We start from the raw sequence: 13,107 nt of genomic DNA on the forward strand, positions 1-13,107 counted from the left end.
AATCAATTTCAATCAATGTGCAAACTCTACCGCACGCACTTCGCGTATCACGCTGACTTTCACATCACCGGGATAGTTTAGGGTGGATTGGATTTCTTGGGCGATCTCTCTAGCAAGCACGATGCTTTGAGAATCACTTATAATATCCGCACGCACGATCACGCGCAGCTCTCGCCCAGCGTTAATCGCATAGGCTTGCTTCACGCCTAGCTTATCTTGGGCGATTTTTTCTAAATCTTGCATTCTTGTTAAAAAGCTCTCTAAGACATCGCGCCTAGCCCCAGGGCGTGCGGCTGAGAGTGTATCAGCTGCACATACTGCTGCTGCCTCTACGCTCTCAAATGCTTCATTGCCGTGGTGAGACATAATGGCGTTAATCACCACAGGATGCTCCTTGTAACGCTTGCAAATCTCTGCACCAAGGATTACATGATTTCCACCACCCTGATCGATTGTCAAGGCTTTGCCGATGTCGTGCAGCAATCCTGCGCGTTTTGCTAGCTTTTCATCGCCTCCAAGCTGACTAGCGATGATGCCTGCTAATTTAGCAGTCTGGATAGAATGCCCTAACGCATTTTGCCCATAGCTTGCGCGATAACGGAGCTTGCCGATAAGCTTGGTAATCTCTGGATGCACAAAATCAACCCCCAAATCAACTAAGACATTATTGCCTTCATCAAGGATATCTTGCTCCATTTGCTCTTCCACTCGCGCATAGACTTCTTCGATCCTAGCAGGGTGGATTCTGCCATCTTCAATAAGGATATTGAGTGTCTTTAGGGCGATGGCTCGGCGGTAGAGATTGAAGCTACTTAGGATAATGGTCGCTGGCGTGTCATCGATGATCACATCAACTCCGCTTATCATCTCTAGTGTTTTGATATTGCGCCCCTCTTTGCCGATGATCCTGCCCTTCATCTCATCATCTGGGAGTGTTAGGACATTGATGAGTCGCTCTGCTGCAAACTCCCCAGCATAGCGAGAAGTCGCAAGGGCTAGAATGTGATTGGCTGTTTTTTGGGCTTGATCTTTGGCTTCTTTCTCATAGCGGCGGATAAGGTGGGCTTTTTCATCAATCAGCTCGCTTTCTAGGTTGTCTAGCAAGATATTTTTGGCTTCTTCTTTGGTCAGCCCTGTGTAGTGGCTTAGGGTTTTATTGAGCTCATCAATAAGGCTAAGATATTGCTTTTTGATTTTTTGATTCTCTTCTTTTTGCATAAGAAGCTCGTGCCGCTCGCTTTTTATGTGGGCTTTGCTTTGCTCGATGGCGGATTGCTCGCACTGGAGCTTGTCTTGGAGATTTTGCTCTTTGCGCTCTAGGGCGTGGAGCTTGTGTGTGTAGGACTCTTGCAGTGCGCGCTCTTTTTCTTTATGGCTTTGCTCTAAGGAGAGTTGCATATCTTTTAGCTCAAGTTGCTTTTTGTGTAGGAGATTTTGTGCTTCTAGCTCGATGGCTTGCGCTTTTGCTTTGGCTTGTTCAAGTAGATGTGTCGCATCAAGAGCGAAAAACTTTTTGCACGCTAGATAAACGCTTAATCCTACAAGAAGCCCGAATCCTAGAAATCCTATGAGAAGAATCCACCACATTATAAAAACCCTTTATATTTTTCATTTGCAATGTATAGCTGATATATTGATGTGCGTTGATGTCAAATTCTTGCGTTATGCGCGTGCTGGATATGTGGAGATTCTGGCTTACAAACACCCTATAAGGCGCGATAGATCGTGCGCTAAAAGATCTATCATAAATACCCTTCCCCATACCGATACGACCAAATGCCATATCAATCCCAAGGGCTGGTATTAGCACAAAATCAACCTTATAAGAATGCTGATATGATACTTTTGGCTCAAAAATCCCCAAATAATTCCGCACTAACGGCAAGCGGTATGGTAGCATTTTTACCTTAAGACCTTGCATAGTTGGGAGAAAAACTTGTCTGGTTTTGTGCTTTTTTAGCTTTTTTAGTAGGGGGAGGATATTTGGCTCGTGTGGCAGGGGATAAAAGAGTGCAATGCGCTTAAAATTGTGCTTTGTGATAATGGATTCTAGGTAGGCGCATAATGCCCTGCTAGCATAGCGATTGCGCGTTAGTGGGGCTGCTTTAGCAAATGCACGAAGTCTGGCTTTAGAGTCAAAGGACTTAGATTTGTGTGCCGACAAGGGGTAGATCGTGGCTTGTGGCAAGCGATTTGCTCGAGTGTGGCTTGTCTTTGTGAGAAGCTGGCTAGAATCTTTAGAATTTATGGATATACCTTATGCTATTGATCTTTTTGCGTGATTTTATGGGCTTTTAGTCGCTTGATTCTTGCACCATCCATCGCCAAAACGCTAAATTCTATCCCGCCATTTTGCACGACATCACCCACTTCTGGCAGTCTTCCTAGTAGGCTAAAGACATAGCCACCAACAGTTACTTGCTCAAATTCCTCTGCAAACTCCGCACCCATAAGCTCTTCTACACTCTCTAAATCGAGCATTCCATCAATCTCATAAGTATCAGGGCTGATTTGTATGAAGTCTTGATTTTTGCAATCGTGCTCATCGGTAATATCACCCATCACTTCTTCGATAATATCTTCCATTGTCAAAAGCCCTGCGGTCCCACCATACTCATCGATAATCAACGCCGTATGGATCTGCTCTTTGTTCATAGATTTTAGAATCTCTACAATGCGTGCGGTCTCTGGGACAATGATCATCTTGCGGATAATTTGCTCAAAATTGATAGGCTGCGGTGTGTGCGTATGATGCTGGCTAATGCCACTTATAAGCAAATCTCGTATGTGAATCATTCCAATGATATTGTCTTTGTTGCCATTGCAGTAAGGATAGCGCGTGAAATTAGTCTGTGTAACGACAGAGAGATTTTCTTCATAGCTTTTATCAGCATAAAGACATACCATATCTTTGCGCGGTGTCATAATCTCTTTAGCAATTGTCTCAGAAAAATCCACGGCATTTTTGATAATCTCGCCTTCTAAGGAGTCGATAAAGCCGCCTTTCAAGCTCTCGCCTACAATGATTTTTAGCTCTTCTTCGGAGTGGGCGTTTTCTTCTTCGCTTGCTGGCTGGATACCTATGCGACGCAAGACAAAATTAGCAAGTTTATCAAATAGCACGATGATAGGGTAGAAAACGATAGAAAAATAGTAAAGAGGATAGGAGATGAGCAGGGCGGATTTTTCCGTCTTGGCAATGGCGATAGATTTTGGGACAATCTCGCCTAGCACCACATGAAAAAGCGTGATAAGTGTAAAGGCAATGACAATGCTAATTGTATGGATAATCAAAGAATCCTGTGGTAAGAAACTCTCAAAAGGAATTGCCACAAGTTTGGCAAGTGCTGGCTCCCCAATCCACCCTAGAGCAAGGGAGCTTAGTGTGATCCCAAGCTGCGTGGCACTTAGGTAAGAATCTAGCCGTTTGGTAATAGAGAGAGTTAGTTTAGCGGTGTTGTTTGTCTTGGATAATTCTTCAAGCTTGGAGCGGCGCACCTTGACAATCGCAAATTCTGCGACAACAAAAAAGGCATTGAGTAAAACGAAAAATAATGCAAGAAGTAGCATTATAACCGAGTGATATGGGTCCAAAATTTGACTCCTTGAAAATAAAGGCTAGGAGTATAGCACATTTATCCTAAAACTTTTTGAATGATGAAAAATGCCAATGCCCCAAGCACGCCAGAAGCAGGCACGGTAATGATCCAAGATGCGATAATGCGATTGATCTCACTGCGCTTGACTAGCTCGTGCTTATAGAATTTTTTCAACTCTTTTTTCTCTTTTTTATTGAGATAAAAATCATCGCCTTGAGCCTTGTCTTTTAGGAGCTCTAGCATCGCGCTTTTTTGCTTGACATTGGCTTTTGCAAAGTTTCTTAAAAAGGTCTCGATAGTCTTTTGATCTTTGCCCTTGTGGGCTTTGATGATTTGCTCACACATTTCAAAATATCTGCCCTTAATGTATTCGCGTAAAAAGCCCACTCCAATGACAGCACCGATGGCAATGTGTGTCGAGCTAACAGGAAGCCCAAGCGCACTTGCAAGCAACACCGTTAGTGCAGCACTCATAGCGATACAAAATGCTCTCATTCGATCAAGCTCTGTGATCTCGCTCCCCACTGTGCGGATAAGCCTTGGTCCATAAAGTCCAAGTCCAAGCGAAATCCCAACACCCCCTACAAACATAATCCAAAACGGCACATTTGCTTTGGCTATCCCACCGGATTCTAGGGATTCTGATAGGGCTTGATGGATGGCAGCAAGTGGTCCTATGGCATTGGCGACATCATTTGCGCCGTGCGCGAAGCTCAGCAATGCTGCTGAAAAGATCAATGGCACAGTAAAGAGAGTATTGATCGATTCTTTTGTGTTTTCAAGTAAGGCGGCTTTTTTGCGGATAATAGGCGTGGTAATAAAATAGCTCACCACAGCAATCACAAATGCTATGCCGATTGCCTGCCACGCGCTAAAGGAGTAAAGCTTAGAAAAGCCTTTTAGCATAAGATAGATGCCAAACGCCCACACCATCACAAAAATCAAAATCGGCACAATCTTTCTAGCGGCTTCTTTTTTGTCTTGTTTGTAGGTGATCGTGCGCTTGATAAAAAGTAGAAATAGCACAGCGATGATCCCGCCAAGCACAGGGGAGAGCACCCAGCTTGAAGCGATTGTCCCAAGCACCCACCAATTTGCCACGCCAAATCCACCAGCAGCGATCCCAGCTCCTAGCACGCCGCCGACAATGGAATGCGTGGTTGATACAGGTGCGCGTAAAATAGTGGCAAGATGCACCCATATCGCTCCGGCAATCAAGGTAGCAAGCATAACAAACAAAAACACCTGAGAATCACTGATATTTTTAGGATCAATAATGCCAGATTTGATGGTATTAACAACATCGCCGCCTGCCAAAATCGCCCCACTTGCCTCGCAAATAGCAGCGATAATGATCGCCCCAGCGAGCGTGATGGCTTGCGATCCCACAGCAGGACCGACATTATTAGCCACATCGTTTGCGCCAATGCTCATCGCCATATAGCCCCCCACAAGTGTGGCAAATGCTAGTAGCATCGGCTGTGAGCCTCCACCAAAATTTATGGCAATGAGCGCGATAGCCACCATAAATAACACAACTGCACCAATTTTGATACGATCGATTTGATTGTCTTGGGTATTGACACCTTGCTGAAGCTTTTTTATATCCTTAATATCCATTGCGCTCTCCTTAACCCCTAAGCAAACTAGTAACTAGCGTAGTAAAACGCATCATAAAGTAGAATAAAATATGTGAGATTTTTGGTGGGTGTTACAAAAAGGTAACACCATAGAATCTATAAAGCAATTATAGAAATTTTTGTGGTAGGTGTGATGTTTGAACACCTACCAAGCAACATTACTGCTTAAGATTGAGAAGTGTGTTTAGAATCTGATCAGAGGTGGTAACGGCTTTGGAGTTTGCCTGGAATCCACGCTGCACGACAATAAGCTGTGTGAGCGAGCGGCTTAAATCCACATTACTCATCTCAAGCTTAGAACCAGAGACACCGCCACGGCGACCGGTATTTGCCGCGCCGATCATCGCTTGCCCAGAGTTCCCTGTTGATGAAAAGACATTGCCACCTTCTGCTTGAAGCCCGGTGTTGTTGGCGAAATTTGCTAGGGCGACTTGGGCTAGGGCTAGCGTGCGTCCGTTGCTAAATGAGCCTAGCAGTGATCCCACCGAGTCAAAGCGTATATCCACCAAATCCCCTGCGCCATAGCCATCTTGCTCAATGGCATAGGTTTCCGACTGCTTATCTACGCTTGTAAGTCCGCCAAAGCCCCCTGTGGAGCCAAAGGACAAGCTTAGTCGCTGTGGTGCGATAGAGCCATTTTTGGGGTCAAACTGCAAAATAGGGGGATTCATACCTGCTAGACTTCCGTCGCTATTAAAGCGCAGTCGCCCACCCTCAAAGATATTTGGACGCGTAGCAGAAGCTCCATAGATGACAGAAGGCTCTGGCACAATCGCCCTAAAACTCCACTCCGCAGAGCCTGTTTTGACAAACTCAAAGCGGATTGTGTGTTTAGAGCCTAGCGAGTCAAAAAGCTCGATTGTCGTGGTGTGTGTGGCGTGGCTTAGGCGCGTGGTGGATACAGAAGCCCCACCCTCTAGTAGCGAAGCAGTATTAAGTCCGCGCATAGTATTTCTAAAAAGCACATTTGTAGAGACTTGATCTGAGCCATAAGAAGCGACAAAAATTGACATATTTTGCACTTCTTCATCGCCATTATCTTGGTTTAGCATTTCAAACATACCAAACTTATTGATCGTTACAGATACTGATGCAGTGGAGTCGTTATACTCCTTATCTGGGTCTTTGATCATATTTGCATCATATTGCAAGAGTCTGCGAAGCTCCTCTGTGGTCCTAAACTGCCCTGTTGATGAGTCTGGGGACTCGGATTTGGTGTAGCGATAGCGGAAGGAAGTGATGTCAGAATCCCCTTCTACAAAGTTTTCAAACGCGCCGGTGCCACCTTTGGTGATGATGATATTTTTGGTCTTTTCATCGCCATCCATTTCATTGCGATTGACAAGCTTTAAAAGCTTGCCTTCCATATAGGCTTCTATACCTGTTTTATCACGCACGCCGTTGATTGCATTTTGCGCGGCGACAAGCGTGGAGATCCCACTCATCGCAGAGTCATTAGAGAAAGACACTTTCGCACCATTGATAGTGATAGAGCTGTTTTCTTTAGTAGGGACTACACTATTGATCATTTGCGCATTTTTGTAGCTTACCCATATTCCTTGATTTTCTGTAAGCCCAAAGGCATCGCCATCTTGGTTGAAAAGCGCGCCCATATCTTCTTGCATTTGTGTGAGATTCCCAGCGGAATCATACAAAGGATTGATCCCATCAGCAGGCGTTTTGGTCGTAGAATCTAGCGCGTAGATATTGGCATTTTGGTCAGTGTGTCGCCCGGCGTTGAGATTGGCGCGGAGCTTGATATTTGTCGAAGATCGCGCAGGCATTACCATATTGGGATCAATTTGGATATTGCGGATAGGTCCTGTGCTATCGATGTGGTAGAACTCCTGCTCACTCATTTTTGAGGCATTTTTCAAGTCATCTTTGAGCCAGCCTTGCACGACATAGCCGCCTGTTGTTACAAGATTGCCATCTGCATCAAAGAGAAAGCTCCCATCACGCGTATAATTAAGCGTAATGCCCTTATCTGGCGAGATGACAAAAAAGCCTTCCCCCTCAATTGCCATATCGGTTTTGACATCGGTGTTTTGCGTGCTTCCTTGGGAGAATACCTTTGTCGTGGCGTTAATCCCAACTCCTAGCCCCACAGAGAAGTCATTTTGCCCTCCAAGCCCTGTTTTATAAGGGGCAGTGGCGATAAGCTTTGTTTGAGAAAGCATATCGACAAATGATGCGCGAGAGTATTTGAACCCAACCGTATTGACATTGGCAATGTTATTGCTCTCAATATCTAGCGCGATTTGATGCGCCTGCATACCGCTTACACCTGACCATAGTGATCGTAGCATTGTCGTCCTTTGTGGTGAATTTGCCTAAGATCTAAGCAAAAGCTATGCCAAAGTAGAAAATAGAGTGCTTATAAAATGATTTTTATGAAAGCGAGCTTTACTTTATGTTTCTCAATGCTAAAAGTGCTTTGCAAGATTAAAAGCGCGTTTGCGTGCTTTATCGCCCCCTTGTATTGTTTTTTTTTTTTTTTTTTTTGTAGAATCCACCACCCCTGTGATTGCAGGGTGTAATCTATCGTATGTAAGGAGTAACTATGGCGAGCATTTTTAATACTGCCACTGAAGCATTGCAATCAATTGCATCATCGCAAAATGCAGAAGTAGATGTATGGAAGCAGCGTTTTAAAAAGATTTTTGATACAGAAAATGAGTCAGAATCTACTCAAAAAAAGGTAATGAAAGAGATTTTAGATGAGCTTGATATACCTCTAAATATTCTTATCATAGGTGGCACAGGCGTTGGTAAAAGCTCGACAATCAATGCAATTTATGGAGGAAATCGTGTCAAAATCGGCACAAATCCAAATCCACAAACACAAGAGATAGAGCAGTGCAAAATAAGCAAAAATATCACCCTTTATGACTCGCCCGGGCTTGGGGAGACAAAAGATAAAGATACGGCACATAGGCGCAAAATTGACGCATTATTAAGCGAAACAGATTCAAATGGTTTTGCCAAAATTGATTTGGTGCTTGTGGTTGTCAATGCAACGGTAAAGGGGCTTGGAGAAGAATATCAAATGATTGATTATCTCATTAAAAAGCTAGGTGATACTAAGCGTATTTTGATAGCTCTTAATAAATGCGATTGTGTTGTAAGTGAGCGGTATTTTGATAGAGCAAATAACAAATTGGGCAAAGAGCAAGAAGAGTATTTAGCAAAGCAAGTAGCAGATTTAAGAAAACGCATTAAAGAAAGCACTGGATTGGAGCTGACAGAGAATGATGTAGTGTGTTATAGTGCTGGATTTTATGATGAAAATACACAAAAGCAAGATGAGCCATATAATATTATGAGACTTGAAGAAAGCATTATAAGCAAGCTTCCAAAGCAAAAGCGTATTGTGCAACAAGTCGAAGAGAGTGCATATATCACAAACCACAATAAAGAAGGGTCATTTTGGGAGAGCGCAGTGGAGTTTGTTGAGACAGCGGTTGATATACTGCCATTGCCAGCCACAATAAAGACAATTGCAAAAGCAGGGCTAAAAGCATTAAAATCTTGGCTTTTTAAATAGCTTGCTACTTTGGCTTGTGAAAGCAAGCCAGTATAGCTTAATACTTACTCCATACCACATATACCACTTAACTTATGCTAGAATCCACTTTTTAATTTTCTAAGGAGTTTCAATGCTAAACAAAAAGATTCTAGTAACTGGAGGGGCTGGGTTTTTAGGCTCACATTTATGTGAAAGGCTGCTTGATCGCGGTGATGAAGTGCTGTGCGTGGATAATCTTTTCACCGGCACAAAGCAAAATATTATGCACCTTTTGCAAAATCCTAGATTTGAATTTATGCGACACGATGTAACTTTTCCGTTGTATGTGGAGGTTGATGAGATTTATAACCTCGCTTGTCCAGCAAGCCCGGTGCATTATCAGTTTGACCCTGTGCAAACGACTAAGACTTCCGTAATGGGGGCAATCAATATGCTAGGGCTTGCTAAACGCGTGAAAGCTAAGATCTTGCAGGCTTCTACAAGCGAAGTCTATGGCGATCCTGAAATCCACCCGCAAGTAGAATCTTATAAAGGCTCTGTCAATCCTATCGGCATAAGGGCGTGCTATGACGAGGGCAAGAGATGTGCGGAGACGCTCTTTTTTGACTATCAAAGGCAGCATAACCTAAACATTAAAGTAATGCGAATTTTTAATACCTATGGTCCCAGAATGCACCCAAATGATGGGCGTGTGGTGAGTAACTTTATCATTCAGGCTTTGCGTGGGGAGGACATTACCATTTATGGTGATGGAAGCCAGACACGGAGCTTTTGCTATGTAGATGATTTAATTGATGGAATGATTGCTCTTATGGATAGCAAAGATGGATTCTATGGACCGGTAAATATCGGCAATCCACACGAATTTAGTATGCTAGAGCTTGCCAAAAATGTGCTTGAGCTTACAGATTCTACATCAAAGCTTGTATTTTTACCCCTGCCACAAGATGACCCAAAGCAACGACAACCAGACATAACCCTAGCCAAAAAAGAGCTAAATTTTAGCCCAAAAGTGCAGCTAAGAGAGGGGTTAGAAAAGACGATAGCATACTTCAAAGGATTACAATAGTGCAGCAATTTATCCGCAATTTTTCTATAATAGCCCACATTGATCACGGCAAATCCACGCTCGCAGATAGGATTATCCAAGAGTGTGGGGCAGTGAGCGAGCGCGAGATGACCGCGCAAATTATGGACACTATGGATATAGAAAAGGAGCGTGGGATCACTATCAAAGCCCAATCTGTGCGCTTGCGCTATGTCTATCAAGGACAGGAATATATCCTAAATCTCATCGACACGCCCGGGCATGTGGATTTCAGCTATGAAGTCTCGCGCTCTCTTAGCTCCTGTGAGGGGGCATTGCTAGTGGTTGATGCCACGCAAGGCGTAGAAGCTCAAACCATTGCCAATGTCTATATCGCACTTGATAATAACCTAGAAATCATCCCAGTGATAAACAAAATCGATCTCCCAGCAGCCGATGTGCCAAAGGTGTGTAGCGAGATTGAAGAAAGCATAGGGCTTGAGTGCTCTAATGCCATAAGCGTGAGTGCCAAAAGCGGCATAGGCATAGCCGAGCTACTAGAATCCATTGTGCGTAAAATCCCTGCTCCAAGTGGCGAGCCAAACGCCCCTACAAAGGCTCTCATCTATGATAGCTGGTTTGACAACTACCTAGGCGCGCTAGCTCTCGTGCGGCTAAAGGACGGCAGCCTAACAAAAGGGCAGAGCGTGCTTGTGATGAGTAGCCAAAAGTCCTATGAAATCCTAGGGCTTTACTACCCTCACCCCGTGCAGAAAATCCCCACCAATCGCATTGAGTGCGGCGAGATAGGGATCATCTCGCTTGGGGTAAAGTCCCTAACCGATCTAGCAGTAGGCGATACGATCACTGATGCGCAAACGCCCATAAGTGAGCCAATAGAGGGCTTTAAACCTGCCAAGCCCTTTGTCTTTGCTGGAATCTATCCCATTGAGACAGATAAATTTGAAGAGCTGCGCGAAGCATTGAAAAAGCTCAAGCTCAATGACTCTGCTCTAAGCTTTGAGCCAGAGACTTCTGTGGCATTAGGCTATGGATTTCGCGTGGGGTTTTTGGGGCTTTTGCATATGGAGGTGGTCAAAGAGCGGTTGGAGAGGGAGTTTGGGCTAAGTCTCATCGCCACAGCACCCACGGTTGTCTATGAAGTCTATCTCACTGATGGCTCTATGATAGAAGTGCAAAATCCAAGCGAGCTACCAGAGGTGCAGAAAATTGATCACATCAAAGAGCCCTATGTCCGCGCTAGTATCATCACGCCAAGTGAGTTTGTGGGCAATATCATCACGCTTTTAGCAAATCGCCGTGGTGTGCAGGAGAAAATGGACTACATCACGCAAGATCGCGTGCTGCTAGAATACGCGCTGCCTAGCAATGAGATTGTAATGGACTTTTATGACAAGCTAAAATCCTGCACAAAAGGCTATGCGAGCTTTGATTATGAGCCTATCGAGTATCGAAGTGGGGATTTGGTGCGGCTTGATATACGCGTAGCAGGCGAGATTGTCGATGCGCTCTCAATCATTGTGGAAAAATCCAAAGCCTATGAAAAGGGGCGAGCATTAGTGGAGTCTATGAAAGATCTTATCCCGCGCCAGCTCTTTGAAGTAGCGATCCAAGCGAGCATTGGCTCAAAGATTATCGCGCGAGAGAGTGTACGATCTGTGGGCAAAAATGTAACTGCTAAATGCTATGGCGGAGATATAACAAGGAAGCGCAAGCTCCTAGAGAAGCAAAAAGAGGGCAAAAAGCGGCTAAAGTCTATTGGCAAGGTTGATCTACCACAAGAAGCATTTCTCGCAGTGCTAAAGATTGATTAGAAATATAATACCTGCAAAGTAGAAGTTGTATAAAATGGTGGAGTCGTGGGGAGTTGAACCCCAGTCCAAAATCCGCTACCGCAAGAGACTCGACATGTTTAAGGGCTAAGGTTTTTGGATTCTCGCACAAAAAGACCTTAAACTTATTTGTGCAAAAAGCTCAATCTTTCCCTAGAAGTCGAGCAACATCTAGGGGCAACTAGCAAGGGTAACGATTATAAAAGCACGCTAGTCTTGCTTAAATAATCGGCTCCGAAATTAGTTAGGCTTATGCTGCTTTTGCGTAAGCTGGAGCGAAAGTTGCATTGTTTGCGTTTATTTGTGTGGCAGTTTTACGGCTTACCGAGCCGACATGCACTCAAGGGATACGAATCCTGTCGAAGCCAAATCGACCCCATAGGCGCGAATTTTAACAAGTGGATTCTAAGATTTGACTTAAGATTTTTGCTCTAGTTCGATCCATTTTTGTGCGATACGCACGGCATTGGTAGCTGCTCCTACGCGGATTTGATCAGCTACGCACCATAAATGTAATATCGTGTCATCAAAATTATCCTTGCGGATTCTACCTACATAGGTGTGATTTGTATCTGTGGCAATAGATGGCATAGGATAAGAATGTGTGCTAGGATCATCTAAGACAATGATGTTTGGTGCAGATTCTAGAATCTCTTTTGCTATTTTGCCATCAACTTTTTGGGTAAATCTTATGGTGATAGATTCGCTATGACTGCGTAAAACAGGCACGCGCACACAAGTGGCACTGATAGGAAAATCTGCGTGCATAATCTTGTGCGTTTCTTTAATCATTTTCATTTCTTCTTTTGTGTAGTCATTATCTAAAAAGACATCGATATGAGGGATTGCATTAAGGGCTAGGCGATGGGCAAACACTTCTGGCACACAGGATTCTAGCTCAAAGGAAAAGAACTTTTGCATTTGCACAATTAGCTCTTCCATACCGCGCTTGCCTGCCCCGCTTGCGGCTTGATAAGTGCTTACATCTACTCTTTTTATGCCAAATGCCTTATGTAGTGGTGCTAGCACTTGCACCATTTGGATTGTGGAGCAGTTGGGATTGGCGATGATATTGCGTGGAGCGTGGGCGATGTCATTGGGATTGACTTCTGGGACAACCAAAGGCACATCATCACACATACGGAAAAAGCTTGTATTATCAATCACAAGTGCGCCAGAAGCAGCAGCAATATCGGCAAATCGCTCGCTCACACTGCCGCCAGCAGAGAAAAATGCTATATCTATCTTGTGTTTGTTAAACACTTCATCATCAGTAGCTAGCACAGGCACTTCTTTGCCACAAATCTCTACAGATTTGCCTAGGCTATTAGCACTAGCAAGTGGCAGGATCGATGCTACCGGAAATTGCTCCTCTTCTAGTATGTTGATGATTTCTTCACCCACTGCACCAGTAGCACCTACAATGGCGATAGTGTAGTTTTTCATTTATCTCTCCTTG

Annotated in this window: 9 protein-coding genes and 1 other RNA gene; 3 read left to right on the forward strand and 7 right to left on the reverse strand. The window is 44.2% G+C overall.

Features of this window, described 5'->3' with window-relative positions:
• Window positions 1-12 precede the first annotated feature (12 nt).
• The 5 genes from rny to flgE all read right to left on the reverse strand — a co-directional run bounded on the left by rny (window position 13) and on the right by flgE (window position 7,548).
• Window positions 13-1,587 carry a ribonuclease Y gene (gene rny / locus NYG90_RS07280; protein WP_115011762.1) on the reverse strand — a complete coding sequence of 525 codons (1,575 nt, stop codon included), beginning with the start codon at window positions 1,585-1,587 and terminating at the stop codon, window positions 13-15.
• Window positions 1,496-2,188 (reverse strand): 5-formyltetrahydrofolate cyclo-ligase, encoded by a 693-nt coding sequence (locus NYG90_RS07285; RefSeq protein ID WP_285257276.1) that lies wholly within the window; start codon window positions 2,186-2,188, stop codon window positions 1,496-1,498. The genes rny and NYG90_RS07285 overlap by 92 nt, the downstream gene beginning before the upstream one ends.
• A gap of 74 nt (window positions 2,189-2,262) precedes the next feature.
• On the reverse strand, window positions 2,263-3,570 hold the full coding sequence (locus tag NYG90_RS07290) for a hemolysin family protein (protein WP_181814293.1): 1,308 nt from the start codon (window positions 3,568-3,570) through the stop codon (window positions 2,263-2,265).
• Between the two features lie 65 nt (window positions 3,571-3,635).
• Window positions 3,636-5,219: an inorganic phosphate transporter gene (locus tag NYG90_RS07295; protein WP_115011765.1), complete on the reverse strand. Its 1,584-nt coding sequence runs from the start codon at window positions 5,217-5,219 to the stop codon at window positions 3,636-3,638.
• Window positions 5,220-5,397: 178 nt separating this feature from the next.
• Entirely contained in the window at window positions 5,398-7,548 is a 2,151-nt protein-coding gene (gene flgE, locus NYG90_RS07300; protein ID WP_285257275.1) for a flagellar hook protein FlgE, read from the reverse strand.
• Between the two features lie 254 nt (window positions 7,549-7,802).
• Between flgE and NYG90_RS07305 the strand changes: the two genes are divergently transcribed.
• The 3 genes from NYG90_RS07305 to lepA all read left to right on the forward strand — a co-directional run bounded on the left by NYG90_RS07305 (window position 7,803) and on the right by lepA (window position 11,630).
• The gene (locus NYG90_RS07305) at window positions 7,803-8,786 is read left to right on the forward strand and encodes a GTPase family protein (protein WP_285257274.1); all 984 of its coding nucleotides are present in this window, start codon (window positions 7,803-7,805) and stop codon (window positions 8,784-8,786) included.
• A gap of 112 nt (window positions 8,787-8,898) precedes the next feature.
• Window positions 8,899-9,837, forward strand: a complete 939-nt coding sequence (locus tag NYG90_RS07310) for a UDP-glucuronic acid decarboxylase family protein (RefSeq protein WP_285257273.1) — start codon at window positions 8,899-8,901, stop codon at window positions 9,835-9,837.
• Window positions 9,837-11,630 (forward strand): translation elongation factor 4, encoded by a 1,794-nt coding sequence (gene lepA / locus NYG90_RS07315; RefSeq protein WP_285257272.1) that lies wholly within the window; start codon window positions 9,837-9,839, stop codon window positions 11,628-11,630. Before NYG90_RS07310 ends, lepA begins: the two co-directional genes overlap by 1 nt.
• 35 nt (window positions 11,631-11,665) lie before the next feature.
• Here lepA and ssrA read toward each other — a convergent pair.
• Both ssrA and NYG90_RS07325 read right to left on the reverse strand, forming a co-directional pair.
• Window positions 11,666-12,026, reverse strand: a transfer-messenger RNA (tmRNA) gene (gene ssrA / locus NYG90_RS07320).
• A gap of 39 nt (window positions 12,027-12,065) precedes the next feature.
• On the reverse strand, window positions 12,066-13,094 hold the full coding sequence (locus NYG90_RS07325; RefSeq protein ID WP_285257271.1) for an aspartate-semialdehyde dehydrogenase: 1,029 nt from the start codon (window positions 13,092-13,094) through the stop codon (window positions 12,066-12,068).
• Window positions 13,095-13,107: the final 13 nt, after the last annotated feature.

Source organism: Helicobacter zhangjianzhongii (genome assembly GCF_030249855.1).
Taxonomy (GTDB): domain Bacteria; phylum Campylobacterota; class Campylobacteria; order Campylobacterales; family Helicobacteraceae; genus Helicobacter_B; species Helicobacter_B zhangjianzhongii.